28 protein-coding genes are annotated in these 26,005 nt (G+C 68.6%); 13 read left to right on the plus strand and 15 right to left on the minus strand.

Translation table 11 applies throughout. The annotated features are described in order from the left end of the window. Window positions 1–33: 33 nt before the first annotated feature. On the plus strand, window positions 34–813 hold the full coding sequence (locus B840_RS02535) for an enoyl-CoA hydratase (protein ID WP_042620827.1): 780 nt from the start codon (window positions 34–36) through the stop codon (window positions 811–813). A 17-nt stretch (window positions 814–830) separates the two neighbouring features. On the opposite strand, the gene B840_RS02540 is transcribed toward B840_RS02535, so the two are convergent. Then, window positions 831–1,256 (minus strand): DUF3151 domain-containing protein, encoded by a 426-nt coding sequence (locus B840_RS02540; protein WP_042620828.1) that lies wholly within the window; start codon window positions 1,254–1,256, stop codon window positions 831–833. A 137-nt stretch (window positions 1,257–1,393) separates the two neighbouring features. Between B840_RS02540 and B840_RS02545 the strand changes: the two genes are divergently transcribed. Continuing rightward, window positions 1,394–3,457 carry an acyltransferase family protein gene (locus B840_RS02545; protein WP_229676547.1) on the plus strand — a complete coding sequence of 688 codons (2,064 nt, stop codon included), beginning with the start codon at window positions 1,394–1,396 and terminating at the stop codon, window positions 3,455–3,457. On the opposite strand, the gene B840_RS02550 is transcribed toward B840_RS02545, so the two are convergent. The 4 genes from B840_RS02550 to B840_RS02565 form a co-directional block, all read right to left on the minus strand. Beyond that, complete coding sequence (locus B840_RS02550) at window positions 3,454–4,047, minus strand: Maf family protein (protein ID WP_042620830.1); 594 nt, start codon at window positions 4,045–4,047, stop codon at window positions 3,454–3,456. The two genes, B840_RS02545 and B840_RS02550, sit on opposite strands and share 4 nt — an antisense overlap. Then, the gene (locus tag B840_RS02555) at window positions 4,047–4,259 is read right to left on the minus strand and encodes an acyl-CoA carboxylase subunit epsilon (protein WP_042620831.1); all 213 of its coding nucleotides are present in this window, start codon (window positions 4,257–4,259) and stop codon (window positions 4,047–4,049) included. Before B840_RS02555 ends, B840_RS02550 begins: the two co-directional genes overlap by 1 nt. 10 nt (window positions 4,260–4,269) lie before the next feature. Beyond that, a complete protein-coding gene (locus tag B840_RS02560) occupies window positions 4,270–5,811 on the minus strand; it encodes an acyl-CoA carboxylase subunit beta (protein ID WP_156971815.1) in 1,542 nt (513 codons plus the stop codon). Window positions 5,812–5,904: 93 nt separating this feature from the next. Next, window positions 5,905–7,536 (minus strand): acyl-CoA carboxylase subunit beta, encoded by a 1,632-nt coding sequence (locus B840_RS02565; RefSeq protein ID WP_042620833.1) that lies wholly within the window; start codon window positions 7,534–7,536, stop codon window positions 5,905–5,907. A gap of 151 nt (window positions 7,537–7,687) precedes the next feature. On the opposite strand from B840_RS02565, the gene B840_RS02570 reads away from it, so the two are divergent. The 5 genes from B840_RS02570 to B840_RS02590 all read left to right on the plus strand — a co-directional run bounded on the left by B840_RS02570 (window position 7,688) and on the right by B840_RS02590 (window position 11,360). Continuing rightward, window positions 7,688–8,476, plus strand: coding sequence for a biotin--[acetyl-CoA-carboxylase] ligase (locus B840_RS02570; protein ID WP_229676546.1), 789 nt, complete (start codon window positions 7,688–7,690; stop codon window positions 8,474–8,476). 71 nt (window positions 8,477–8,547) lie between these two features. Then, window positions 8,548–9,021, plus strand: coding sequence for a PH domain-containing protein (locus B840_RS02575; protein ID WP_042620834.1), 474 nt, complete (start codon window positions 8,548–8,550; stop codon window positions 9,019–9,021). Between the two features lie 75 nt (window positions 9,022–9,096). After that, on the plus strand, window positions 9,097–10,326 hold the full coding sequence (locus B840_RS02580) for a 5-(carboxyamino)imidazole ribonucleotide synthase (protein ID WP_084602731.1): 1,230 nt from the start codon (window positions 9,097–9,099) through the stop codon (window positions 10,324–10,326). A 12-nt stretch (window positions 10,327–10,338) separates the two neighbouring features. Continuing rightward, a complete protein-coding gene (gene purE / locus B840_RS02585; protein WP_042620836.1) occupies window positions 10,339–10,839 on the plus strand; it encodes a 5-(carboxyamino)imidazole ribonucleotide mutase in 501 nt (166 codons plus the stop codon). A gap of 50 nt (window positions 10,840–10,889) precedes the next feature. After that, entirely contained in the window at window positions 10,890–11,360 is a 471-nt protein-coding gene (locus B840_RS02590) for a YdcF family protein (RefSeq protein ID WP_042620837.1), read from the plus strand. On the opposite strand, the gene B840_RS02595 is transcribed toward B840_RS02590, so the two are convergent. From B840_RS02595 to B840_RS02630, 8 genes are all read right to left on the minus strand, one after another. Further along, window positions 11,347–12,441, minus strand: a complete 1,095-nt coding sequence (locus tag B840_RS02595) for a glutamate--cysteine ligase (protein ID WP_229676545.1) — start codon at window positions 12,439–12,441, stop codon at window positions 11,347–11,349. The genes B840_RS02590 and B840_RS02595 overlap by 14 nt on opposite strands. Before the next feature lie 145 nt (window positions 12,442–12,586). Further along, window positions 12,587–13,261, minus strand: coding sequence for a DUF4352 domain-containing protein (locus B840_RS02600; RefSeq protein ID WP_042620839.1), 675 nt, complete (start codon window positions 13,259–13,261; stop codon window positions 12,587–12,589). 137 nt (window positions 13,262–13,398) lie between these two features. Next, window positions 13,399–13,611, minus strand: a complete 213-nt coding sequence (locus tag B840_RS02605) for a hypothetical protein (protein WP_042620840.1) — start codon at window positions 13,609–13,611, stop codon at window positions 13,399–13,401. A gap of 4 nt (window positions 13,612–13,615) precedes the next feature. Beyond that, complete coding sequence (locus B840_RS02610; RefSeq protein WP_042620841.1) at window positions 13,616–14,443, minus strand: carbohydrate ABC transporter permease; 828 nt, start codon at window positions 14,441–14,443, stop codon at window positions 13,616–13,618. Then, the gene (locus tag B840_RS02615) at window positions 14,440–15,450 is read right to left on the minus strand and encodes a carbohydrate ABC transporter permease (RefSeq protein WP_042620842.1); all 1,011 of its coding nucleotides are present in this window, start codon (window positions 15,448–15,450) and stop codon (window positions 14,440–14,442) included. Before B840_RS02615 ends, B840_RS02610 begins: the two co-directional genes overlap by 4 nt. Before the next feature lie 92 nt (window positions 15,451–15,542). Then, window positions 15,543–16,862, minus strand: a complete 1,320-nt coding sequence (locus B840_RS02620; RefSeq protein WP_042620843.1) for an ABC transporter substrate-binding protein — start codon at window positions 16,860–16,862, stop codon at window positions 15,543–15,545. 102 nt (window positions 16,863–16,964) lie between these two features. After that, complete coding sequence (locus B840_RS02625; protein ID WP_042620844.1) at window positions 16,965–17,972, minus strand: ABC transporter ATP-binding protein; 1,008 nt, start codon at window positions 17,970–17,972, stop codon at window positions 16,965–16,967. Window positions 17,973–18,013: 41 nt separating this feature from the next. Next, window positions 18,014–18,667, minus strand: coding sequence for a TIGR03089 family protein (locus B840_RS02630; protein WP_042620845.1), 654 nt, complete (start codon window positions 18,665–18,667; stop codon window positions 18,014–18,016). A gap of 187 nt (window positions 18,668–18,854) precedes the next feature. Between B840_RS02630 and B840_RS02635 the strand changes: the two genes are divergently transcribed. Next, window positions 18,855–19,208 (plus strand): RidA family protein, encoded by a 354-nt coding sequence (locus B840_RS02635; protein ID WP_042620846.1) that lies wholly within the window; start codon window positions 18,855–18,857, stop codon window positions 19,206–19,208. Between the two features lie 20 nt (window positions 19,209–19,228). Here B840_RS02635 and B840_RS02640 read toward each other — a convergent pair whose 3' ends face one another. Then, window positions 19,229–20,815 carry an LCP family protein gene (locus B840_RS02640; RefSeq protein ID WP_042622459.1) on the minus strand — a complete coding sequence of 529 codons (1,587 nt, stop codon included), beginning with the start codon at window positions 20,813–20,815 and terminating at the stop codon, window positions 19,229–19,231. Between the two features lie 69 nt (window positions 20,816–20,884). Between B840_RS02640 and B840_RS02645 the strand changes: the two genes are divergently transcribed. The 3 genes from B840_RS02645 to B840_RS02655 all read left to right on the plus strand — a co-directional run bounded on the left by B840_RS02645 (window position 20,885) and on the right by B840_RS02655 (window position 23,479). After that, window positions 20,885–21,793 carry a glycosyltransferase family 2 protein gene (locus tag B840_RS02645; RefSeq protein WP_084603063.1) on the plus strand — a complete coding sequence of 303 codons (909 nt, stop codon included), beginning with the start codon at window positions 20,885–20,887 and terminating at the stop codon, window positions 21,791–21,793. Then, window positions 21,790–22,887, plus strand: a complete 1,098-nt coding sequence (gene manB / locus B840_RS02650) for a mannose-1-phosphate guanylyltransferase (RefSeq protein WP_042622461.1) — start codon at window positions 21,790–21,792, stop codon at window positions 22,885–22,887. The genes B840_RS02645 and manB overlap by 4 nt, the downstream gene beginning before the upstream one ends. Before the next feature lie 343 nt (window positions 22,888–23,230). Then, on the plus strand, window positions 23,231–23,479 hold the full coding sequence (locus tag B840_RS02655; RefSeq protein ID WP_188656866.1) for a WhiB family transcriptional regulator: 249 nt from the start codon (window positions 23,231–23,233) through the stop codon (window positions 23,477–23,479). Between the two features lie 68 nt (window positions 23,480–23,547). Here the strand turns inward: B840_RS02655 and B840_RS02660 are convergent, their stop codons facing one another. Then, window positions 23,548–24,003, minus strand: a complete 456-nt coding sequence (locus B840_RS02660) for a metallopeptidase family protein (RefSeq protein ID WP_042622462.1) — start codon at window positions 24,001–24,003, stop codon at window positions 23,548–23,550. Between the two features lie 88 nt (window positions 24,004–24,091). Between B840_RS02660 and B840_RS02665 the strand changes: the two genes are divergently transcribed. Together B840_RS02665 and B840_RS02670 are read left to right on the plus strand one after the other, a co-directional pair. Beyond that, entirely contained in the window at window positions 24,092–24,520 is a 429-nt protein-coding gene (locus B840_RS02665; RefSeq protein ID WP_042620848.1) for a DUF3499 domain-containing protein, read from the plus strand. Window positions 24,521–24,634: 114 nt separating this feature from the next. After that, window positions 24,635–26,002, plus strand: coding sequence for a phosphomannomutase/phosphoglucomutase (locus B840_RS02670; protein WP_042622463.1), 1,368 nt, complete (start codon window positions 24,635–24,637; stop codon window positions 26,000–26,002). The last annotated feature ends 3 nt before the right edge of the window (window positions 26,003–26,005 follow it).

Raw genomic sequence — 26,005 nt, forward strand, 5'->3', positions numbered from 1 at the left:
ACGGCACATTCACGCTGAAGAAGGAGCACGGCAATGACCGCGGACTACGAGAACATCCTCATCGGGCACGAAGGCAGGGTGCTCACCATCACCCTCAACCGCCCCAAGGCGCTCAACGCGCTGAACGACGCCACGATGCGCGAGGTGGTGGACGCCGTCACCTCGCACGACGCCGATCCGGAGGTCGGGTGCATCGTCATCACCGGCTCCGCGAAGGCCTTCGCGGCCGGGGCGGACATCAAGGAGATGGCGCAGATGTCCGGCACCGAGATGTACACCGCCGACAAGTTCGCCGGCTGGGAGGGCCTGACCCGGGCGCGCACCCCGATCATCGCGGCTGTCTCCGGTTACGCGCTGGGCGGGGGTTGCGAGCTGGCGCTGATGTGCGATTTCATCCTGGCCGCGGACACCGCGAAGTTCGGCCAGCCGGAGGTCAACCTCGGCGTGCTGCCCGGCATGGGTGGTTCGCAGCGGCTGACCCGGGCGGTCGGCAAAGCGAAGGCCATGGAGATGTGCCTGACGGGGCGGATGATGGGCGCGGAGGAGGCCGAGCGCGCGGGCCTGGTCGCCCGCGTCGTTCCGGCCGACGAGCTGCTGGCGGAGGCCGCCGCGGTGGCCGCCGGCATCGCGGGCAAGTCGAAGGTGGCCACCACACTGGTCAAGGAGGCCGTCAACGCGGTGGACGAGTCGACCCTTTCTCAGGGTGTGCTCTTCGAACGGCGTCTTTTCCACGCCGCCTTCTCCTCGCACGACCAGAAGGAGGGCATGGCCGCCTTCATGGAGAAACGCGACCCGCACTTCCGGCACGCCTGACCCCCGGGCGGCAGGACCTAGTTCGCGCCGTCCAGCAGGCGGGCGACGGACTCGGGGTCTGCGTCGGAGAGCATCTGGCGGCAGCGGTCGTACTCCGCGTCCTCGCCGATGAGCTGTGCCGCGCGGGCGAGCGCCGCGATGGAGCGGAGGACCGCCCGGTTGGGTTCGTGGGAGTAGGGGACCGGGCCCCAGCCCTTCCAGCCGTTGGCGCGCAGGCGGTCGAGCGAACGGTGGTAGCCGGTGCGGGCGAAGGCGTAGGCGGTGAGCTTGGCGTCGTCGCCGCCGGCGGGGGCGGCGGCGAGAAGCGACTCGGCGCGGGTGGCCCATACGAGGGGGCTGTCGGGGTGGGCGAAGGCGGTGGTAGCGGCGGCGGGGTCGGAATCGGCGGCGGGGTCGGCGGGGAGGTGGACCGGCGGCGGGGCGAGCATGTCGTTGAGTTTCATGTCTTCCGAGCCTAGCCTGCGTTTTCGGTCGAGCGTCGCGCGCTGTGTACCCTGACGGGTAACACCGAGAGGAAAGAGGGTTCATAGGCGTGTCGGAGACTGCTACCCGAGCAGGGACAGCGACGGCCCGGCAGGTGGTGAATCAGCTCCCGTACCGCTACGACCTCGACGGTCTGCGCGGCATCGCGATCGCGTTCGTGGTCGTCTTCCATGTGTCCGTGGGGCGGGTCTCCGGAGGCGTGGACGTCTTCCTTCTGCTCAGCGGCTACTTTTTCCTCGGTTCACAGCTGCGCTACGCAGCCCGGGAGGACGCTTCCCCCAACCCCTGGTGGCCGGTGTGGCGCACGGTCCGCCGCCTCTACCCGGCGCTGCTGGTGGTCCTGGGCGCCACGGCCGCGGTGGCGTTGTGGCGGGTGCCGCAGATGCGGCGGGTGGAGATCATCGACCAGTTCACCGCCAGCCTCCTCTATTTCCAGAACTGGGAGCTGGCCGCGCAGGCGGCCGACTACAACGTCGCCTCCGGCACAGTCAGTCCTCTGCAGCACCTGTGGTCGATGGCGGTGCAGGGGCAGTTCTACCTCCTGGCGATCGGATTGGCGGCGGGCGTCATCTGGGCCCGGCGCGCCGGGCTTGATCTCACCCGCTGGGTGACCCCGTTCCTGCTCGCCGTCACGCTGGCCTCCTTCGGCTACTCCTGGTGGATGCACCTGGTGGACCAGCCGCTGAACTACTACTCCACGTGGACCCGGATGTGGCAGCTCACGCTGGGCGGGCTGCTGGCGCTCCATGCGCACCGTCTGAGTATTCATCCGCGGTTGCGGGAGTGGTTCGCCCTCGTGGGGTTGGCGATGGTGCTCAGCACCGGCCTGCTTCTCGACGGCGCCTCCCTCTTCCCCGGCCCCGCCGCCCTCTACCCGGTCGGCGGGGCGGTCCTGCTGATCCTCGGCGGCGGCCGGGGGCCCGTCGCGGGTTGGTTGGCCAACCGCACCATGCGCTGGCTCGGCGATATCGCCTACCCGCTCTACCTGTGGCACTGGCCCCTGCTCATTCTCAGCCTGGTGCTGCTGGAACGGGAGTCCGTATCTCTCCCGCTCGGCGCAGCGGTTGTGGCGTCCTCGATCATTCTGGCCGACATCACCCACCGTCTGGTGGAGAAGCCCCTCCGGCAGCATTCCCGGCGCCCGCTGGCCGGGGAGCCGCGCGCCCGCGAGGCACGCGCGCAGCTGCGCACCTCCCGGGACGCGCGGGCACGTGCCGCGGGCGGCGGGGCGCTGGCACTTGTCCTGGTCGCGCTGTTGACCGTGCAGGGCGTGTGGCAGGTGCGCCTGCACAATGCCGGCGGGGTGCTTCTCGACGCCGCCGTGTACCCCGGCGCCCGGGCCCTGACCGGTGCCGAGGTTCCCGACGTCCGGCCCAAGCCGGACCCCGAACTGATGGGCTCGATGCTGTCGCAGATCTGGACGGAAGACTGTATTTCCCGCTTCGGTGATGATCCCCGTGTCCTGCCCGTCGACAACCGTCGGGAGGACTGCGTCTTCGGCGACCCCGACGGGACCAGGGACGTGTACCTGGTCGGCGGCTCTCACGCCGAGCAGTGGGTCATCCCGCTCAACGTGCTGGGCAAGGAGCACGGCTTCCGGGTCGTCCCGCTGGTGCGCCAGTCCTGCCCCACCTTCGTCGAGGAGCGCGACGGGTTGTTCGAACCCGACTGTGCGGAGTTCAACCGGCAGGTGCTCGACCGCCTCGACGAGGCGGACCCCGATCTGGTGGTCTCCACGACCACCCGGCCGTTCATCGAGCAGGGCGGGCGCGTCGAGGAGGTCCCGGACTCCTACCCGACGTTCTGGGAGTTCCTCGCCGCCCGGGACATCCCCTTCGTAGGCTTGCGGGACAACCCGTGGAAGACCTTCGGGGACGCCTCGGAACTGTCCGTCCCTCTGTGCTACCTCGATCTCGAGGATGCCTACGCCTGCGGGCTCGCCGAAAACGAGTTCTACCAGTCGGCCGACCCGGCGGCGGACTACCTCGACGGCATGCCGAACGCTAAGGCCGTCGACACCTCAAAGTGGTTCTGCGTGGACGGGCACTGCCCCGCAGTGATCGGCAACGTGCACGTCTACCGGGACAGCAACCACCTCAGCGTCCCGTACGCCTATTCCCTGGCGCCCCTGCTGTGGGAGGAGATCGCGGAGTTCCTCTAGCGGGTCCAGAACTGGCTGGCGTCGAGCCCGAATGAGTACAGGGCCCGGCGCACCAGCGGCAGGGACAGCCCGATGACGGAGGAGGGGTCCCCCTCGATCCGGTCGATGAACCAGCCGCCGAGGGCCTCCAATGTGAAGGCGCCCGCGCACTGCAACGGCTCCCCGGAGCGTGCGTAGGCGGCGATGTCGGCCTCGGAGGCCTGCGCGAAATGCACGGTGGTGGAGGTGGTCTCCACAACCTTCCGCTCGCCGAGGATCACGCAGTGACCCGTCAGCAGCTCGGCGGTCTTCCCGGCCTGTTCCCGCCAGCGCTCGACGGTCTTCTCCGGGGTGAGGGGCTTGCCCTGGAGGTGGCCGTCGAGAAGCAGCATGGAATCGCCCCCGATGACCACGTCGTCGGGGAACCCGCCGGCCACGGCCAGCGCCTTCGCTTCAGCGAGGGCGGCGACACGGCGGGCGGGCGGGGCGTCGGCCAGCGACGCCAGGAGAGCGTCCTCGTCGACCTCCGCGGGCCGGACGAGCGGATCCACCCCGGCGTTGTTCAGGATCATCCGCCGGGACGGGGAGGCGGAGGCGAGAACGATCCGCATCAGTAGAAGGTGACGTTGCGGAACGCGTTCGGGTTGTAGAGCGTGGTCCGCTGGAGGCGGTCCTCCGGGCGGCCCCACATGTTGCGCTCGCCGGATTCCTCGGCGGGGCGCTGCTGCGTCAGGGCGGTGAGCACGGCGGTCAGCGCGGCGAGCTCGGTGGGGGTGGGGTTGCCCTTGAGCACGCTGAACAGCGGCTTGGTGGTGGTGGTCACGTTCGGCTCCTTACAGGGGGATGTTTCCGTGTTTCTTCGCCGGCTGCTGGATGACCTTGCGATCGAGCAGGCGAAGGCCCTCGATGAGCTGGGCGCGGGTGGTGGACGGCTCGATGACCGCGTCGACGAGGCTGCGCTCGGCGGCCAGGTAGGGGTTGATGTAGTTCTCTGCGTAGGCCTGCTCGTCGATGCCTCCGCCGATGGCGGCGACCGCGGCGGGAGCCTCGGTGACGGCGATCTCGGCGGTCGGCCAGGCGAAGACGAGGTCGGCGCCCAGATCCTTCGAGCCCATGAGGACGTACGACGGGCCGATGGCCTTGCGGGTGATCACCGTGACCTTGCCCACGCTGGCCTCGGCGTAAGCGTAGGCCAGCTTCGCACCGCGGCGCAGGACGCCACCGTGCTCCTCTTCCTGGCCGGGCAGGAAACCGGGGGAGTCCACGAACTCCACGACGGGGAGGTTGAAGGCGTCGCAGGTGCGGATGAAACGGGCCGCCTTCTCCGCGGAGAGGGAGTCGAGGCAGCCGGCCAGCTCCGTGGGCTGGTTGGCGACCACGCCGACGGAGCGGCCCTCGACCCGGGCGAAACCGGTGATGATGTTGGCGGCGTACCCGGCCTGCAGTTCCAGCAGCGCGCCCTCGTCGACGACACGGCGGATGACATCGTGCATGTCGTAGGTGTGGGCGTCCGAATCCGGGATCAGCGAGTCCAGCTCGAGGTCAGTGGAGTTGACCGCCAGGCTGGCCCCGGTCTCCGGGCGGGGCGCCTCCGCCCGGTTGTTCGCCGGGAGGTAGGACACGACGTCCTTGACCAGTGCCAGGGCATCCAGGTCGGTGGGCGCGGTGAAGTGGGCGGTGCCGGACGTGGTGGCGTGGACGGCGGCGCTGCCCAGCGATTCCGGCGTGGCGGCGGTGCCGGTGACCTTCTCCACCACATCGGTGGCGGCGAGGTGCAGCGAACCGCCGTCCTCGACCATGACCACCACGTCGGAGAACACGGGCGCGAGGGCGTGGAGCCCCTCGGTGTGCCCGGCGACGATCGCGATCTGCGGGATCAGACCAGAGGCCGTGGTGGTGCGTGCCAGGATCCGGGAGTACATGGACAGGGTGACGATGCCCTCCGCGACGCGCGCACCCGCGCCCTCGTGGATCCCGATGATCGGCACGCCGGTCTTGATGGCCAGGTCGTAGATCTTGATGATCTTCTCGCCGTACATCTCGCCCAGGGCGCCGTCGAAGATCGTGGCGTCCTGGGAGAACACGCACACCTTGCGACCGGCGATGGTGCCGTAACCGGTCACCACGCCGTCAGTGAGGGGGCGCTCGGCGTCGAGGCCGAACTGGTTGGAGCGGTGGCGGGCCAGGGCGTCGGTCTCCACGAAGGAGTTCCCGTCCAGCAGAGCCAACACCCGCTCGCGCGCGGTGGCCCGGCCCGAGGCGTGGACCGCCTCGACGGCGTCGGTCCCCACCGGGGCCTCGGCCTCCGCCAGGCGGGCACGCAGGTCGGCCAGCCTTCCGGCGGTGGTCGTGAGATCAGGGGAGGTGGAAGTCATGGTCCTAGAGTCTAGACGGCGAGACCCCGCCCGCGTCATGCGGGACGCGGGCGGGGAAGTGCACCGGGGTGATCGTCAGCGGTCTACAGCGGTTTACAGCGGGATGTTGCCGTGCTTGCGCGCCGGGCGGGACACGTTCTTGTCCTTGTACAGGCGCAGATTGCGGGCGATCATGCCCCGGGTCTCGGACGGCATGATGACCGCGTCGATGAGACCGCGCTCGGCAGCCTTGTACGGGTTGAGCATGTGGTCCTCGTACTCGCGCTCGAAGGACTTGGCCAGCTCCATGACGTCGATGCCCTTGTCGGAGGCCTCCTTGAGCTCCTTGCGGTAGATGAAGCCCACGGCGCCGGCGGCGCCCATGACGGCGATCTGGGCGGTCGGCCACGCCAGGTTGACGTCCGCGCCGAGGCCCTTGGAGCCCATGACGCAGTATGCGCCGCCGTAGGCCTTGCGCATGGTCACGGTGATCTTCGGGACGGTGGCCTCGCCGTAGGCGTAGAGCAGCTTCGCACCGCGGCGCAGGATGCCGCCGTACTCCTGGCCGGCGCCGGGGAGGAAGCCCGGGACGTCGACAAGCAGGACGATGGGGATGTTGAATGCGTCGCAGGTGCGGATGAAGCGGGCGGCCTTCTCGGAGGAGTCGATGTCGAGGCATCCGGCGTAGACCATCGGCTGGTTGGCGATGAAGCCCACCGACTGGCCCTCGATGCGGCCGAAGGCGATGACGACGTTCTCGGCGCGCTCGGCCTGGATCTCCAGGTACTCGCCGTCGTCGGTGAGGCACTCGATGACCTCGCGGACATCGTAGGGCTGGGTAGCGGAATCCGGGATGATGCCGTCCAGCTTGAGGTCGTCGGCGGTGATGTTCTCGCCGACGCCGCCCTCCTCGGCGGAGTACTCCTCGACCGGGGCGACGGTGCGGTTGTTGGAGGGCAGGAAACCGACCAGGTCGTGGACCCAGTCCAGGGCTTCCTCGTCCGTCTGCGCGGTGAAATGGGAGTTGCCCGCGGTGGACATGTGGGTGGAGGCGCCGCCGAGTTCCTCCTGGGTGATTTCTTCGCCGGTGACGGTCTTGATCACGTCGGGGCCGGTGACGAACATCTTGGAGGTCTTGTCCACCATGACGACGAAGTCGGTCAGGGCGGGGGAGTAGGCGTTGCCGCCGGCGGAGGCGCCCATGATCACGGAGATCTGCGGGACGACGCCCGAGGCGTGGATGTTCTGGTAGAAGGTGCGGGCGATCATGTCGAGGGACACGGCGCCGTCCTGGATGCGGGCGCCGGCGCCCTCGTACAGGCCGATGAGCGGACGGCCGGTGGTGACGGCCAGGTCCATGATCTTGATCATCTTCTCGCCGTACACCTCGCCCAGCGCGCCGCCGAAGACGGTGCCGTCCTGGGAGAAGATGCATACCTCGCGGCCGTCGATGGTTCCCCAGCCGGTGACGATGCCGTCGGTGGAAGGGCGCTTCTTGCCCATGCCGAAGTCGGTGGTGCGGTGCTTGGCGAGCATGTCGGTCTCGACGAAGGAGCCCTCGTCGAGGAGGTAGTCCAGACGCTCACGCGCGGTCAGGCGATTCTGGGAGTGGACGCGCTCGACGGCCTTCTCACCCATCGGGTAGGTGGCCTCGGCACGGCGACGCTTCAGGTCGGCGAGTTTGCCGGCAGTGGTGGTGACGTCGGTCAGCTCGGACAGGTCCGTCAAAGGTGAGGAAATGGTCATGTTTGGGAATAGTAGACCCTGTGGGCGCTAGTTTCCACAACGAAACCTATGTGATGAGCGTCACCTAATGGGAAACCGCAGGTGAAACCTTTTTAAGGGCAAAAATATCGGTGTGTCGAAGTTGCGGATTCCGCAGATTATGCTGTCGAGAGTGACCTCCGCCGAAAAATCCCGCCGACTGGCACACCGCCTGCCCCACTACACGGACGTCCGGTGGACGGACTCCACTGGCTCCACTAACGCAGATCTGCTCGCAGACGTTACAGCCCCCGCCTTCACCGCCCTCATCGCCGGCCACCAGTCCGCCGGCCGGGGCAGGCTCGGCCGCCCCTGGACCGCCCCGCCCGGTTCCCAGGCGATCCTCTCCGTACTCCTGCGGCCCGGAGCGGAGGAGCTGGACCTCCTGGGAACCATCCCCCTGGCGGCCGGTCTGGCGGTGCTCGACGCGGTGCGGGCGGTGTCGGGCCCGGCGGTCGGGCCCGAATTGAAATGGCCCAACGACGTCCTGTGGGACGGTCGGAAGTTGTGCGGCATCCTCGTCGAGGCCGCCGGCTTCCCGGAGGACCCCCGCATCGTCGTGGGCCTGGGCGTCAACGTCTCCCTCACCCGGGAGGAACTGCCCGTGCCCCACGCCACGTCGCTCGTGCTGCAGAGCGTCGACGTCGCCGCCGAGGAGATGGCTGTCGCCGTGCTGGAGGCGCTCCACCGGCGTCTCGCGCAGTGGGCGACCGGGGACCGCACGCTCATGGACGACTACCGCGCCGAGTGCATCACCATCGGCAAACCCGTGCGCGTCGACGCACCCACGGGGCAGCTGTTCGGCACCGTGGCCGACGTCGCCTCCGACGGGCGCATCGATCTTCTGGCGCAGGACGGTTCCCGCCACCTCATCTCCGCCGGCGACGTCACCCATCTGCGCCGCACGGACACCGGCTACTGACGGCCGGACCCTCCCCGCCCGCCCTCGCCCCTTCAGGAGGAGCCCAGAGGCTACGGGTAAGATCCCGCGGCATGGGACTGTTCCAGCCGGGCCAGGGAGAGGTGGTGCGCGCCGACCTCACGTCGCCGATGCGCACCCTCACCTTTCCCGTGCTCGAACTCATTCTGGTCACCGGGCTGTCCTGGATGCTCATCGGCTGGCTCGACCAGCCCGGGATGGGGACGGACCCCCAGCTGCGCAACGCGGTCGTCCTCATCTGGGCGGCCCTGGCTTTCTGGCGCTTCGCGCTCCCGCTGCTCAAAGCGCGCCGCAGGCGCTTCGTGGTCACCGACCGGCGGATCGTGGTGCGCGCCGGGGCGTGGCGCGCCCGCACCGATTCGATCCCGTTCCAGGACATCCGGTCCGTGAAACGCCGCCGCAGCGGAATCACCCTGGCGATCAAGGGGTACGACCGCCCCCTCTATTTCCCCGATGTGCCGCGGGCGAAGAAGGTCACCCAGATGATCGAGTCGTCGCTGCCGCCCGTATCCCTGAACTACTGGTAGCCGGGGTCCGGCCCGACACCGCGGCCGGATCGGGGAACTACAGGTGCCGGGCCTCCGCTGGCTATAGTTAGGCCCGTGACTGAACCCGCAGGTAACTCCGGAAACCCGAACGCCCACGTCCCCGGCATGCCGGTGGTCGCCGTCATCGGCGACGGCCAGCTGGCCCGCATGATGCAGACCGAGGCCATCGAGCTCGGTCAGTCGATCCGTCTGCTGGCGGGCGCCCCCGACTCCTCCGCCGCCCAGGTCGCGGCCGATGTGGTGCTCGGCGACTACAAGGATCTCGACGCTCTGCGTGAGGCCGCCACCGGCGCCGACGTGGTCACCTTCGACCATGAGCACGTCCCCACCGAACACCTGCGCCAGCTCATCAGCGAGGGCGTGAACGTGCAGCCCGGCCCGGACGCCCTGGTCAACGCGCAGGACAAACTGGTCATGCGTAAGCGCCTGCGGGAGATCGGCGCCCCCGTGCCGCCCTTCGCCGCCATCGAATCCGTGGAGGACGCCGAGGCCTTCTTCGAGGCCGTCGACGGGGCCGTCTGTCTCAAGGCCCGCCGCGGCGGTTACGACGGCAAGGGGGTGTGGTTCCCCGGCTCCCGTGCGGAGCTCGGTTCCCTGGTGGAGGAACTGCTCGACGCCGGCACCCCCCTCATGGCGGAGAAGAAGGTCTCCCTCGTGCGCGAACTTTCCGCCATGGTCGCCCGCCGCCCCTCCGGCCAGGTCAGTCCCTGGCCGGTCGTGGAATCGGTGCAGACGAACGGAATCTGCACCGAAGCCGTCGCCCCCGCACCGGATCTGCCGGCCGACCTGGCGGAGCGCGCCCGGAACCTGGCGGTGACCGTCGCGGAGGAACTCGGTGTCACCGGCGTCCTGGCCGTGGAGCTCTTCGAGTACCGCGACGAGAACGGCCAGCCCACCATCGCCGTCAACGAACTGGCCATGCGCCCGCACAACACCGGCCACTGGACCCAGGCCGGCTGCGTGACCAGCCAGTTCGAGCAGCACCTGCGGGCGGTTTTGGACTACCCGCTGGGTTCGGTCGAACAGACCGCCCCGGTCACCGTCATGGCCAACGTCCTCGGCGGCGACACGGACCCCGAGCTGCCCATGGCCCGCCGCATGGCCGACGTCTGGGCGCGCTTTCCCGACGTGAAGATCCACCTCTACGGCAAGACCTGGCGTGCGGGCCGAAAGATCGGCCACGTCAACCTGGCCGGCGATGAGCTTCCCCGCGTGCGCCGGGAAGCGAACCTGGCCGCCGATTACCTCGTCAACGCCCGCTGGGCCGACGGTTACACCGCTTAAAGGAGAATGGAAATGACACCTCTCGTTGGCATCATCATGGGTTCGGATTCGGACTGGCCCACCGTCGCCCCCGCCGCCGAGGCGCTCGCCGAGTTCGGCGTGCCGCTCGAGGTCGGCGTCATGTCGGCCCACCGCACCCCGGAACGCATGCTCGCCTACGCCAAGTCCGCCCACGAGCGAGGCCTCAAGGTCATCATCGCCTGCGCCGGCGGGGCAGCGCACCTGCCGGGGATGGTCGCGGCCGCGACGCCGCTGCCGGTCATCGGCGTGCCGCGCGCGCTGGCCGAACTCGACGGCCTGGATTCCCTGCTGTCCATCGTGCAGATGCCGGCCGGCGTGCCTGTCGCTACGGTGTCGATCGGCGGCGCGAAGAACGCCGGCCTGCTGGCCGTGCGCATCCTCGGGGCAGGGGATCCCTCCCTGACCGGGAAGATGGCCGCCTACCAGCAGAAGATGGCCGCAGAGGTCGAGGCCAAGGACGAGGCCCTGCGCCAGCGTCTGCTCGAGGGCTAGTCCGAACAGCCGTCCCCGAGCCGTCTCGCAGAATTTCCTCTAGGAGCCCCATGCCGATCCTGGTTCTCGGTGCCCGCACCCGGCACGGCCGCCCGAGCCGTGTCCTCGAGGACCGTCTGCGCAAGGCTCTCCCGCTTCTCGACGCCGCCCCCGACCCAGTCCCCGCCCCGATCGTCGTCTCCGGCCACGGCGAGGCCCGGGCGATGGCGGACTGGCTGGTCGGGCACGGCGTCGACAAGCACGCGATCCTGCAGGAACCCCGCGCCCGCAGCACGAACGAGAACCTGGAGAACGCCCGGGCCATGCTGCCTGACACGCGGAAGTGGACCGTGGTGACCAGTGACTTCCACGTCTGGCGCACCCGCCTCTGGGCTTGGCACCTGGGTATCCCCGCCGACGTCGTCGGGGCACGCACCGCCTGGCCCGGCATCGTCGGCGCCGTGTTCCGCGAATGCCTGGCCCTCCCGCATTCCGCGTTGCGCATCGCCTGGCGCCGCGCGCAGCCGGCTACCCGTGAGTGATCTCGTGGGCGGCGGCGACGACGTCGTGCATGTCGAGGCGCCGCCGGAAAGTCTCCCGCTGGCGCCGCTCGCCGGAACCTGAGCGCAGGATCGACTCGACCGTTGCCGTCACCGCGTCCTCCTCCCCGTACCCGGCCAGCGCGGGGCGGACATGGTCGAGCAGGCCGGCGACCACCTCGGCGGAGGGGGCGGGGCGTCCGGTGGCTGGGTCGATGAGCTGCCTTTCGACACCGTCCCGGCTCGCCAGCCACGACCACGTGCGGATCACATCGCCCGGGGTCGCGTCGGGCGCGGTGCCGGTGCGCCACTCGCCGGCGGCGGTGTCCACCAGAGCCCGGATGAGCGCGGCGATCACCGCCGCGTGCTCCGCCGCCAGGCACACGTCGGCGACCCGCACCTCGACGGTGGGGAAGCGCTCGGAGAGGCGGGCGTCGAAGTAGAGCATGCCGGGGTCCAGGGGAACCCCGGTCGCCAACAGGGCGGCGCTCAACCGGTCGTAGTTGGCTGCCGTGCCGAAAATCTCCGTGGGGCCCGCGGTCGGCCACCGGTTCCACAGCTGGTAACGGAAGGAGGCGAAGCCCGTGTCCACGCCGCCCCAGAACGGGGAGTTCGCGCTGAGCGCCAGGATCACGGGCAGCCAACCGCGGATCCGGTCGATGACAGCCACCCCTTCGTCGCGGGAGCGGACCTCCACATGAACGTGGAAACCGCAGGTGAGCTGCTCAACCGCGGTGATCCCGAAACTGTCCCGGATCTGCCGGAAACGTGGCGTGGGGACCAGGTGGGGGATGAGGGCGCCCGGGGCGGTGGGCAAAGCCACCACCCGGGCGCCCGCCTCGGCGGCCGCTTCCCCCGCCAGAGAGCGGCCGGTCCGGATGGCCGCCAGCTGGCCGGCGAGGGTGGTTTGCGGCGGAGACACCACCTCGACCTGCTCCTGCTTCAACTCGCGGGTGATCTGGTGCGCGCCGGACGCCCTGGGTCGAGCAAGCTCGACCACCTGCTCCGCCACGGCCGCCGGCTGCAGTGTATCTGCGTGGATGAGGAGCAGTTCCTCCTCGACCCCGAACTGGCGCACCCTCACCGGGTGCACCCGAACCCGCCGCGTAGCTCAGCTTCAGCGGGCGGAGTCGTGGTGAAAGGCTGCGGAGGCATGGGCTTTTCCTTGGGCGGGAGCTTCTGTGTAGTCCACAGGATAGTTCCTCCTGCCCCGGAATTGGGCTGATCACCTAAAGATTTGCGGACCAGGTGAGCGGGGTGTTGAAAAAACCGCCCTTGTAGACGATCTGGTACTCGCCCGAGGTGCCGTCGGAGTCGAAGCAGACGGTGCCGTCGGTGGTTCCGCCGGGATTGAGCTCGGCGATCTCGAGGTTCTTGATGTCCAGGCCGGTGAAGGTTGTGTTGGAGACGACCCCGTTCGGCTTCTCCAGTTCGAAGTCGAACTGGTTGAAGCTCTTCTTGGAGTTGGCGTTGTTCGTCAGCGCCACATCCGTGCAGATGTAGGTGCCCAGCACGTCGGAGGCGAAGCGGGCGTTGCCCACGGTGACGTTCATGCCACCGGTTTCGCCGGCCTCGCCGATCATCAACGCGCCGGGCTGCTCCTCCGCGGGGGAGGCTTCCTCTGCGGGGGCTGCCGCCGGGACAGCCTCCGCGTCGTTGGCCTCCACCGCTTCGACGGCCTCCGCCGCCTCGGCCGATTCGACTACCGTGTCGTCGGCCGCGGTGGTGGCTTCGTCCTCCGAATCGCCGCCGCCGATGTTGGCGAAGAGCACCAGCACGGCGCCGATGCCGATGATCCAGGGCCACTTCTTCTTCTTTTTCTGCTCGGGCTCGGGGGCCGGGGCGTAGGCCTGGTTGAAAGGCTGGCCCTGGATGTGGGGCTGGTTGGGGTCGGGGTTGGTCATGGGAGTGCTCCTGGTGTGGCGGGGGATGGGGTCCCGGGGGCGATGCGCCCCGGAACTTTCTGCGACAAGGAACAAGCTATCCCGGGCCTCCGACACGGGACCTCCGGCGCTGACTCATGTGTTCGATCGCGGGAGCGTCAACCCCGTCGCCACGCCCACCAGGTGAGTCCGACCAGTAGCGCCGCCAGTACCCCGGGCCACAGGGCGGGGGCAGGCGAGAAGACATTGAGCACCGCCTGCGCGAGGGCGAGGAATGCGAAGAAACCCAGGAACCCGACCAGCGTCTCGTGCTGGAGCTTCCGGCGGCGGCGCCGGCCGGGGTCCGGCTCCGGGCCGGGGGCCGGAGTCACCGGCTCACGCCTTCACGCCGCCGGCGGTCAGCCCGGAGACGATGCGACGCTGGAAGATGAGCACCATGATGATCAGCGGCACGGTGACCAGGGCGCCGGCGGCCATGATGGAGGCGTAGGGGTACTCGAACGCGCTCGGCCCCGAGAAGCGGGCGATGGCGACGGTGACCGGCTCGGTGGCGGTGGTGGAGAGCTGGCGGGCGAGCATGAATTCGTTCCACGTGGCGATGAACGCGAGGATCGCGGTGGTGAACAGCGCCGGCGCGGCCAGGGGGAGCAGGACGAGGCGGAAGGCCTGTCCGCGTGACGCGCCGTCGACACGCGCCGCCTCCTCGAGCTCCCACGGCAGCTGCCGGAAGAAGGACACCAGCGTGTAGATGGTCAACGGCAGGGCGAAGGAGATGTTGGGGATGATCATCGCCCGGTAGGTGCCGATCCAGCCGAGGTCGCCGAAGAGCTGGAACAGGGGGGTGACCAACGCAATGCCGGGGAACATGGAGGCCGCGAGGATGATGCCGGTGACCAGGCCCTTGCCGGGGAAATCGAGACGCGCCAGAGCGTAGGCGGTGAACACACCGACGACGACGGCCAGAGAGGTCGTCGCCACGGAGATGAGCAGCGAGTTACCGATCGCGCCCAGGAAGTCGTTGCCCTTCCCGGTGGCCAGCGCATCCTGGAAGTTCTCCAGGGTGACGTTCGTGGGCCAGGGGGTGGTGTCGAAGGTGTGGGCCTTGTCCCGCAGCGCGACGACGACCATCCAGTAGAAGGGTGCGAGCCCCCAGAACATGATGAACAGCACTCCCACGTAGTGCCAGAGCGCGGCCCGTTTCATGCCGCCACCTCCTTCTTTTCTTCCTGTGCTTCTCGACGCCGCCTCGTTCCAGGCACCTTCCTCGACTTCACACCCCGTTGGCCGGACACGTCCGCGCCGAGGAAGCGGATCATGATGAATGCGACCGCGAAGATGAGCAGGAAGATCAGGGTGGACAGGGCGGATGCGGAATTGAAGTTGTTCTGGCGCATATCCTCGACCACCAGCTGGGAGATGGTGGCGGTGGGGGAGTTGGAGGAAGCGGAGATCATGATGACGGGCAGGTCGTACATCCGCAGCGCGTCCAGAGTGCGGAACAGCACGGCGACCATGAGGGCGGGTTTGACCAGGGGAATGGTGATCAACCAGAACTGCTGCCAGCGGGAGGCGCCGTCGACGCGCGCGGCCTCGTAGACGTCCTTGGGGATCATCTGCAGGCCCGCGAGGATGAGCAGCGCCATGAAGGGGGCGGTCTTCCATACGTCGGCGACGATGACGGCGGAGCGCGCCGCCCAGGGGTCGGTTGTCCAGCTGACGTCGAGATCGAACAGGGAGTTGACGATGCCGCGGTCGGCGAAGATGAACTGCCAGAGCTTCGCGGTCACGGCCGTCGGGATCGCCCACGGGATGAGCACGGCTGCGCGGACCAGGGCGCGGCCGCGGAACTCGCGGTTCATGATCAGCGCCATGATCATGCCGAGGATTGTCTCCAGGGCGACGGTGACCACAGTGAAGAACAAGGTGATGCGCACCGACGGCCAGAAGTCGGTGGCCAGCACTCCCGGCGGACAGGTGCTGACGACGCCAGAGGGCGACATACAGCGATTGGTCAGCCAGTACAGGTAGTTGTCGAAACCAGCGAAACCGCCCTCGACGAACAGTCCCGTGGCGGGGTCGAGCCCCTTGTCGGCCTGGAATGACAGGAAGATCGCGCGCAGGATCGGGTAGCCGATGACCACGGCCAGGACGACCAGTGCGGGGGCGATCAGCCAGGCCGCGGACCGGGCCTGACTGCCACTTTTCTGCATGTGCTGCTCCTTCGGGAAGGGTGGTGGCACCCACGAAACCACAGAAAACCTGCCCGAGGGGGCAGGTTTTCGGCGGGAGTTGTCTCCGGAACTTAGTTGGAGGCGTTCTCGATGGCCGCCTTCATGTCCGCGGTGGCGTCGTCGACGGACTTGCCGTCGGTCAGCGCCGCATAGGCGTTGTCCTGGATGGCCTTGGAGATGGCCGGGTAGAACGGGGACACCGGGCGGGGCGCCGCGTTCTCCAGGGAGGTCTTCAGTGCCGGCAGGTACGGGTACTGCTCGACCAGGGACTCATCGTCGTAGATGGAGGCCAGCACCGGCGGGAAAGACTGCTCGGCGAAGGAGGTCTGGTTCTCCTCGTTGATGATGAACTCGATGAAGTCGCGCGCGGTGGCCTTGTTCTCCGAGTTCACGTTGATGCCGTTGTTGTAGCCGCCCAGGGTGGACACGCCGACGCCGTCCTCGCCGACCAGCGGCTGGACCTCGAAGTTTCCGGCGACCTCGGAGGTCTCGCCCTCGGCGTTGGTGAACATGTACGGCCAGTTGATGGCGTAGGCGGTGTCGCCCTCGACGAACGCGAGGTTGGTCTCCTCCTCGGTGGCGGAGGTCGAGGCGGACGCGATGGTGCCGTTCTCGTATCCGTCGACCAGGGCCTGCAGTCCCGCCTTGGCCTCGTCGGAGTCGACGGTGACGTTGCCGTCGGAGTCCAGGACGGAACCGCCCCAGCCTTCCATGAAGCCGACGGTGTTGACGGTCAGGCCCTCGTACTGCTTGAGCTGCAGGGTGAGGCAGTCCACGCCGGCCGCTTCGGCATCCGAGCAGGATGCCTCGAGGTCGGCCCAGTTCTCGGGGGCCTCGGGGATGATCTCGGTGTTGCGGTAGAGCAGCTGGCCGTTGGTGTTCTGCGGCAGTGCGTAGAGGGTGCCGTTGTAGGTGGCGGAGTCGACGGTCGCTTCCAGCAGGCCGGAGGTGTCCACCTCCAGGGAGTCCTCCAGCGGCGCGAGCCACTGGTTCGCGGCGAAGTCGGCGGTCCAGATGACGTCCAGGGCCATGACGTCGTAATCTGCGTTGCCGGCCTGCAGGGACTGGACGAGGGTCTCGCGCTGCGCGTCGGCCTCGCCGGCGAGCTCGCGGAGGGTGACCTCCTCGTCGGGGTTCTCGGCGTTCCACTTCTCGATGACCGGGATGATCTTGTCCGTGTCGTTTTTACCCATGGCGAAGGTGATCGGTCCGCGGCCTTCTTCACCGTCGGCGTCGGTGGCGCGGGTTTCAGTGGCAGTCTGGGTGGCGGCCGCGGTGGTGTCGTCGCCGTTGTCGCCGCTGTCGGCGCAACCGGCGAGGGCCACCGTGCTGATGATCGCTACTGCGGCGAGGGAACGTGCCGGCTTGCGCTTGAAGAGGGAGGCGTTCATGGGAGGTCACCTTTCAGAAGTTTGGTCACTTCAAATGTAGTGACGCAGGTAACCCTCCACATGCGGAATATTGCGGATCACCCCATGCCGGGGGTGGGCCCCTCAGAGCCGGTCGCCGGTCTGCGGATCAAAGCGGTGCGCCGCCCCCGGGTCGAAAGACAGGAGTAGGCGCTCCCCGCGCTCCGGCACCTCCCGGTCGCCCAGCCGGGCCACCAGCCGCACGCCCTCCGCCGTGGCGTAGACGTAGGATTCGGAGCCCAGCTCCTCCACCAGGTCGACGGTGCCCTCCTTGAGCGACCACCCGGCGGGGAGCTCGTCGGCGTCGCGGAGCACCCGCATCGCCTCCGGGCGCACGCCGAGCGTGACGCCCTCCCCGGGGAACAGGTTCATTGAGGGGGAACCTATGAAACCGGCGACGAACTCGTTGACCGGCTCGGCGTAGAGTTCCCGCGGCGGCGCGACCTGCTGCAGGATGCCGTCCTTGAGTACCGCGACGCGGTCGCCCATCGTCATCGCCTCGACCTGGTCGTGGGTGACGTAGACGGTGGTGGTGCCTAGGCGGCGCTGGAGGGCGGCGAGCTCCGCGCGGGTCTGCACGCGCAGTTTCGCGTCCAGGTTCGACAGGGGCTCGTCCATGAGGAAGACCTTCGGGTCGCGCACGATCGCGCGCCCCATGGCCACGCGCTGGCGCTGGCCGCCGGAGAGGTCCTTCGGCTTGCGGTCGAGGAACTCCTGCAGGCCGAGCATCTCCGCGGCGTTATTGACCCGGTCATCGATCTGCTTCGCCGGCATCTTCGCCAGCTTCAGGGCGAAGCCCATGTTCTTCGCCACCGACAGGTGCGGGTAGAGCGCGTAGTTCTGGAAGACCATCGCGATGTCCCGGTCTCCCGGCTCCACGCCGGTGACGTCCCGTCCGTCGATGAGCAGGTGGCCCGAGTCGACCTCCTCGAGGCCCGCGAGCGCGCGCAGGGTGGTCGACTTGCCGCAGCCGGAGGGCCCGACCAGCACCAGGAACTCCCCGTCCTTGATCTCCAGGTCCAGGTCCTGCACCGTGGGACGCTCGGCTCCCGGGTAGCGGATGGACACCTTGTCGAATGTGACCGTTGCCATGACCAAAAGGTATCACTCCCCGGTTCACAACGGCCGGGCCTTCACAGGCGCACGGTCACCTTCTCCGCCTTCGCGATGGCGTCGAGACGTCCCGCATCCACCAGGCCCGACACCACCACAGCCGAACCGCCGGCGGACAGTGGTTCGAGCACCGCCCTGACCAGGCCCTCGGCGGTGGTCCAGCCGGTGGAGAGGACGCGCTCCGGTGGTGCGGAGGTGGCCACGACGTCGACGAGCGCCGGTGCCGGGCCGTAGAACTGGTCGCCGTAGAAGCGGACGGTCGGGCCGAAGTCGATTGCTCCGCCGGGCAGGGATCCGCCTGTCTCGACGACGCCGCGGCCGAAGGGGTCGTCGGTGACCAGGACCACGTCGGCGCTCCAGTTCTCCCAGTTCGCGTAGGACGAGGGGGAGGTGAACACCACGTCCGCGTCCTCCTCCGGTCCGAGACTCCACCGGACATCCGCCGCAAGTGCCCCGAGGACGATGGCCGCTGCCTGCCAGCTCACCGGCAGATCCAGCACGATGGCGGACCCGGACTCCAGGTCGAGTTCCTCCAGCAGCATGTTGCCGACCTTCGCGGCCCAGTTGTCCAGTGTCTGGGCCGAAAAATCGAGCCGCGCGCCCGTCGTCTCGTTGTAGACGGTCAGGCGCGGCGCGGCGGGGTCCGTGGTGAGCAGATGTGCGAGGAGCTCCATGCCGCCCCATGGTAGGCAGATCCGGTGTGGTGCGCCGGGGACGCCGCTTCTGCGGCCGTTCATGTCAGGCCTTTCCGGGGGTACGCGGCGGTGTTGGTGGCCTGGGCCGGGGAACTCCGGGAGGATGGGCGGGCATGGGAACAGCGCCACCGGGCAGCTCTTCCGCAACTCCTGAAAGGACCCCGTCATGCAGCCGACCTCCGACCACCCCTACGCGATGGCCAAGCGTGCCGGAGACTTCATCTTCGTCTCCGGTGCCCTGTCCGTGGACGGGGAGTACCAGCCTGTCACCGGACGCCGGGAGGCCCTCGCGGCGGCGCTCGAGCGGATGACGGAGCGACTGGCCTCCGAGGGCGGGACTCTTGATCAACTGGTGAAGCTGACCTACTTCGTCACCGACATCACCCTGCGGGAGGAAGCCAACGAGCAGTTCCGGGAGCACTTCGCGCAGGCGCGGCCGGCGCGCACCTTCCTCGAGGCGTCCCGACTGCCCTACGGGGCGAGCGTGGAGATCGACGCGATCGCGTACGTGGGTGAGTAGGGCAGCGGTCTAGTTCAGGTCTAGTTCACGCAGCGCGGCCCGTCGCCGCCGGCGTCGATCTCGGGTGCGACTTCGGCCTCGCCGAAGTCGGCGCCCGGGGTGCCCACGGTGTCCTCGGGGGAGGGGGCGGTGGAGGAGGAGGGGGTGAGGGCGGCGTCTCCGGTCGGACCGTTCCAGTCGTCGTGGGTGACCACGATGAAGGTGCCCGCGTCCAGGCCCGCGTTGGAGGTGACCGGGATGCCGCCCAGTGTTTCCGCCAGCTCCAGCGCACGGGGGTCGGCGGCATCGGCGACGACGATCTGGCTCTGGTAGTAGATGCCCGGCAGAGCGTTGGTCACCTCGGCGACCTGGTAGCCCTCTTCCGTGAGCCAGCCACCGACGCCGCCGGCGAGCCCGGCGGTCGCGCCGGCGTTGAGGACGGTGATGTCTATCCCCGGCAGCGGTGCGGCGGGAGATTCCGTGGGGGCCTGATCCGTTTCTGAGTCCGGGAGCTCCTTCGTGCCCAGCAGCTCGTCCATGTACGCGTGCACGGTGGGGACGTCGACGGTGACGATGGATTCACCGAAGTCGCCGACGCCGTCGATGGAGGTGACGGGGATGGTGTTGAAGACGACGTTGCCGCCGGCGAGGTTGGCCAGCTGGGTGGCGAACGACATGATGTCCCAGTTCTCGTCGATGACCACGGAGCGCTCGACGGCGGTGCCCATGTCGGAGAGCTTCGACGGGTTGGTCAGGGTGCCGGCGGCCAGGACCTTGTTCACCAGGGAGGCCATGAACGCCTGCTGGCGGACGATGCGGTCGAGGTCGCCGCGCGGCAGGCCGTGGCGCTGGCGCACGAACGCGAGCGCCTCGGCGCCGTCGAGGGTCTGCACCCCGGCATGGAAATCGGCGCCGGAGAACTCGTCCTGGACGTCGTTGTTGAGACACACGTCGACGCCGCCGACGGCGTCGGTGAGCAGAACGAAGCCGAAGAGTCCGACCTCGGCGTAGTGGTCGACCTCCACGCCGGTGAGATCGGAGACCGCGCCGATCAGGCCCTGGCGTCCCGCGTCGGTGGCCAGGTTCTCGATGCGTTTCTCGTCGTCCTCGCCCTCTGCGAGGAGCTCGTCGCGCCGGGCCACCTTGTGGGAGGCGAAGGCCCCGTTGATCTTCATGTTCCCGAACTCATCGTCGTTGATGTACGTGTCCCGGGGGATGGAGACCGCGGTGGCGGAGGAACCGTCGTTGGGCACGCGGATGATCATGATGGTGTCGGTGTTCTCCTCGCCGTCGTCCACGCCGGCGCGCAGCCGCTCGAGTTCCTCGTCGGACAGAGGGTTGCCCTGCGCATCAGAGCGGGAATCGGACCCGACCAGCAGAATATCGGTGGCGCCGTCCGGGGCGCGTCCTTTCATGCCCTGCCCGCCGCCGAGGGCGAGGTTGCCGGCGGAGGCGACGTCGTTGCCCAGGCGGCCGACGGAGAAGTACCCCAGGGCGGAGACCAGCAGCACCAGCACGGACAGCACCACGACGGCGGCCTTGACCGGCGTCGGCCCGGCCTGGCGGACGGAGGGTCCTGCGGGCGGTGCTGCCTGGATATCGCGCACGCGGCGGTACTTGTCACTCACGGGCACTTAGTCTAGGCCATCGGAGTGGCGGTCCAGGGCGTGGACGGGCGACCGCACTATGCTGTCCACATTGTGACCAACTCGCAGACGCCACCGGTCGCCGTGATCACGGTGACGTACTCCCCGGGCCGCCATCTGGCGGCCTTCCTCGACAGCCTGCCCGCGGCCACGGCCCAGGGCGTGCATGTCGTCCTCGCCGACAACGGTTCCCGGGACGGGGTGCCGGAGGAAGCGGCGTCGAGAAGCAGCAACGTGGAGTTCCTGCCCACCGGGGGAAACCTCGGCTACGGGGCGGGAATGAACGCGGGTGCGCGCCAGCTCCGGCCGCTGCGCGACGCAGGTGAGATCGACCCGGAGTTCCTGGTGCTGAGCAACCCCGACGTGGTGTTCGGGGAGGGGGCGATCGACGAGCTGATCGCCTGCGCGCGCCGCTGGCCGGACGCCGCGGCCGTCGGACCCGGGATTGTCGAGCCGGACGGCAGCGTCTACCCCTCCGCGCGTGCGGTGCCGACCCTGGGCAGCGGCATCGGACACGCCCTCCTCGGCCAGATCTGGCCGGCAAATCCCTGGACGCGCGCCTACCGCGACGACGCGGACATGGCGACGGAGCGCCTCGCCGGGTGGCTCTCCGGCTCCTGCCTTCTGGTGCGCTGGGACGCGTTCGACGCGGTGGGCGGTTTTGACGAGCGCTACTTCATGTACCTGGAGGACGTCGACCTGGGCGACAGATTCACCCGCGCCGGCTACGACAACGTCTTCTGCCCGACGGCCACCATCACCCACGCGCGGGGGCACGTCGCGGGAGAACACTCCGACACCATGCTGCCCGCCCACCATGAATCGGCCTATCGTTTCCAGGCGGACCGGCTGCCGCACTGGTGGCAGGCGCCGCTGCGCCTGGTGATCCGCGCCGGGCTCAGCGCCCGCAGCGCCATGGCTGTCGCCCGGGCCCGAACCAGCAACCGAAAGGACTCCTGACCGTGACCGATCTCAAGGCCGATCCCTCCCGGACTGACGCCGTCATCCTCGTCGGAGGTCGCGGCACCCGCCTGCGCCCCCTGACGGTGAACACCCCGAAGCCGATGCTGCCTACCGCCGGGTACCCGTTCCTCCAGCACCTGCTGGCGCGTATCAAGGCCGCGGGCATCACCCACGTCGTGCTCGGCACCTCGTACAAGGCGGAGGTCTTCGAGGAGTACTTCGGCGACGGTTCCGAGATGGGTCTGGAGATCGAGTACGTCGTCGAGAAGGAGGCGCTGGGCACCGGCGGCGGCATCCGCAACGTCTACGACCGGCTGCGCCACGAGACCGTCATGGTCTTCAACGGCGACGTCCTCGGCGGAACCGACCTGCGCGCCATCCTGGACACCCATGTGGCCAAGGACGCCGATCTGACGATGCATCTGGTCCGCGTCGCAGACCCGCGGGCCTTCGGCTGCGTGCCCACGGACGTGGAAGGGCGCGTGCTCGAGTTCCTGGAGAAGACCGAGGATCCGCCGACCGACCAGATCAACGCCGGTTGCTACGTGTTCAGGCGGGAACTCATCGAGCAGATCCCCGCGGGCAGGGCCGTGTCCGTCGAGCGCGAGACTTTCCCGGCGCTCCTGGAGCAGGATCGCCGCGTGTACGGCCACGTCGACCACGCCTACTGGCGCGACATGGGCCGTCCCGACGACTTCGTGCGCGGTTCCTCCGACCTGGTGCGCGGCATTGCTCATTCACCTCTGCTGGAGGGCCGTACCGGGGAGGCGCTCATCGACGCCTCCGCGGGCGTCGCGGCGGGAAGCATCCTGGTCGGCGGCACGTGGGTGGGCCGGGGTTCGGAGATCGGCGCCGGCTGCCGGCTCGACGACTCCGTCGTGTTCGACGGGGTGACCATCGAGCCGGGCGCGATCGTCCGCAACTCGATCATCGCGTCGGGGGCCAGGATCGGGGCGAACGCCCGGATCACCGACTGCGTCATCGGCGAGGGGGCGCAGATCGGCGCCCGGTGCGAGCTCCAGGGGGGGATGCGTGTCTGGCCGGGCGTGGTCATCCCGGACAACGGGGTCCGTTTTTCCTCGGATGCGTGACGACACGCCGATAAACCTGGCAGTTGTTGCCAGGAATTTTCTCGCCCACGAGATGTAGTGCCCCCGAGGTTTACCCCCGCAGATTTTTGGTTGTGACTGGTGTGGCTGGTGTTGTTTACGTCCTGCGGAAATGCTGGCCTCGTGAAAATTCCCGTCGGTAGCGGTTGACGACATTTAGTGATCAGGTGTGTAATCGCATCAGTGTTAGAAGCGCCACACGGCGGCTTCGGAAGAATCACCAGTGCAATTACACCGAGCGGAGAAGGGGGAGACCGTGGAAAAGATGGCTGACGGCGCCGTTCTCCGTGGAGGGATGAGCAGTATCACCGGATTGGCGGTAGGAATGGGCCTCGACGAGCTTTTCGGAGCCGTGGAACAGGAATGGCAGGATCAGGCGCTCTGCGCGCAGACTGATCCGGAGGCCTTCTTCCCGGAGAAGGGCGGCTCCACCCGTGAGGCCAAGCGGATCTGCATGGCCTGCGCGGTCCGCGACGAGTGCCTGGAGTATGCCCTCGAACACGACGAGCGTTTCGGAATCTGGGGTGGCCTGTCCGACCGTGAACGCCGACGGCTGAAGAAGCAGATCGGCTGACCGCTCATTTCCGCGGCCCTGTATTCAGGGCCGCTTTCTGGATTCCGGGGCAGTCTCCTGCGCCACCTTCACCACTGGAAACCCGGGTCGATGTCCCCCGGGTCCAGGTTGAGGAACTGCGCCACAAGAGACGTGAGGATCATGGCCAACAGTTCCTCGCGTTCCTGCGCAGTCACCGTGCGCTGTTCGACGGGCATGCGGAACAGCACCAGCCGGGCGCGGGTGGGCTGCCCCTGGGCGTCGACGCCCGCGGGGATGAGACGCCCGAGGGGCACCGGGCCGTCGGCGATGATTTCGTCGGGCAGGACGGTCATGTCGGAGCGCAGGCGCATCCTGGGCACGGTGTCCACCGCGATATCCAGGTTCGCCAGCTGTTCCGGGTAGGAGTGCTGGAGCGGTGCGTAGGCCTCCAGCACCGCCACGTCGAAGGACTCCGCGCGGGTGCGGTAGCGGGGCGCGTCCATGGGCAGGAGGGGACCGCGCAGGCCCCTGCCGTGCCGGTCGCGGAAAGTCCTGGTGTGCATGGTGCCGATCATAGGACGGGCCGTGCGCGGGCGGCGGGCGGCGCGCGGCGCTACCGGAATCTCAAGGGAGGGTTTAGACTCGGTCGTTGTGAGCCAGTTCCGACGTTGTTCCCGACCGGGCTGCGGCAAGCCTGCCGTAGCCACCATGACCTATGCCTACGCAGAGTCCACCGCCGTGGTGGGTCCGCTGGCGCCCGCCGCGGAGCCCCACAGCTGGGACCTGTGCGACCACCACGCGGAGAAGATCACCGCGCCGCTGGGATGGGAGATGCTGCGGGTCAACCACATCGACATCGACGACGACGAGGATCTCACCGCGCTCGCCGAGGCGGTGCGGGAGGCCGGCCGCGTCACCAGCGGGCTCGTCGAATCCGACGGACCGTCGCTCGACCCGGTGGACCCCGCGGACCCGGACACCTCCATCCATCCGGTCCACCAGTCGAAGCGGCTCAACGATGAACGGCAGCGCCGCCGGGCCCACCTCCGTCTGGTCGAGGACGACGCTCCGGGGGAGTGAACCCGCCTCGCTTCGAGGAGGCCCCCAGGGTGCCGGGGTACTATCCTCTGCTTAGTGTCCGGCCCTCATTTCCCGGGCCCCAAGTAGAAAGCGACCCGATCCCCCATGGCATTCCTGCGCACCCGTGAAGACGTGTCCTCCGTGATCAAGGCTTACGACGTCCGAGGGGTCGTCGGCGATGAGATCACCCCGGAATTCATCCGGGACACCGGCGCCGCCTTCGGCTTCCTCCTGCGGGGCGAGGGGGAGACCACCGTCGCCGTCGGGCACGACATGCGCCCCTCCTCCCCGGAACTGGCCGCCGCCTTCGCGGAGGGCGTGACATCGCAGGGTCTGGACGTGATCATGCTGGGCCTGACCTCCACGGACCAGCTCTACTTCGCCGCCGGCACCCTGGAATGCGCCGGCGCGATGTTCACCGCCTCGCACAACCCGGCCCAGTACAACGGCATCAAGCTGTGCCGCGCGGGCGCCCGCCCCGTCAGCCAGGACACGGGGCTCGCCGAGATCATCGGCATGCTCGTGGACGGCGTCCCGGCGTACGAGGGTGCGCGGGGTGAGTCCTCCGAACGCGACGTCCTCGCCGACTACGGCGCATACCTGCGCGGCCTGGTCGACCTCGGCGCCATCCGCCCGCTGGTCGTCGCCGTCGACGCCGCCAACGGCATGGGCGGGCACACCGTCCCCGAGGTGTTCCGCGACCTGCCGTTGGACATCCGGCCCCTCTACTTCGAGCTGGACGGCACCTTCCCCAACCACGAGGCGAACCCCCTGGACCCGAAGAACCTGGTGGACCTGCAGAAGTTCACCGTCGAGCAGGGCGCCGACATCGGGCTGGCCTTCGACGGCGACGCCGACCGGTGCTTCGTCATCGACGAGAACGGCGACCCGGTGAGCCCTTCGGCGATCTGCGCGATCGTCGCCAAGCGTTACCTGCGGGAGCATGCGGGGGCGACGATCATCCACAACCTCATCACCTCGAAGTCGGTGCCGGAGATCATCGCCGAGGAGGGCGGCACGGCCGTGCGCACGCGTGTGGGCCACTCCTTCATCAAATCGACGATGGCGGAGACCGGTGCGGTCTTCGGAGGGGAGCACTCCGCGCACTACTACTTCACGGAGTTCTTCAACGCCGACTCCGGCATCCTCGCCGCGATGCACGTGCTCGCCGCGCTGGGAAGCCAGGGCGAGCCGCTCAGCCGCATGATGGCCGAATACGAGCGCTACGAGGCTTCCGGCGAGATCAACTCCACCGTCACGGACCAGAAGGCCAGCACGCAGGCGGTCCTCGACGCCTTCGCGGACCGCATCGAGTCCGTCGACCGCCTCGACGGGGTCACCGTGGAGCTGAAGGGCACCGAGGCCTGGTTCAACGTCCGCGCCTCCAACACGGAGCCGTTGCTGCGCCTGAACGTCGAGGCCCCCACCCGGGCCGAAGTTGACGCCCTGGTCGGGGAGATCCTCTCCATCATCCGCGCCTGAGAA

Source organism: Corynebacterium marinum DSM 44953 (genome assembly GCF_000835165.1).
Taxonomy (GTDB): domain Bacteria; phylum Actinomycetota; class Actinomycetes; order Mycobacteriales; family Mycobacteriaceae; genus Corynebacterium; species Corynebacterium marinum.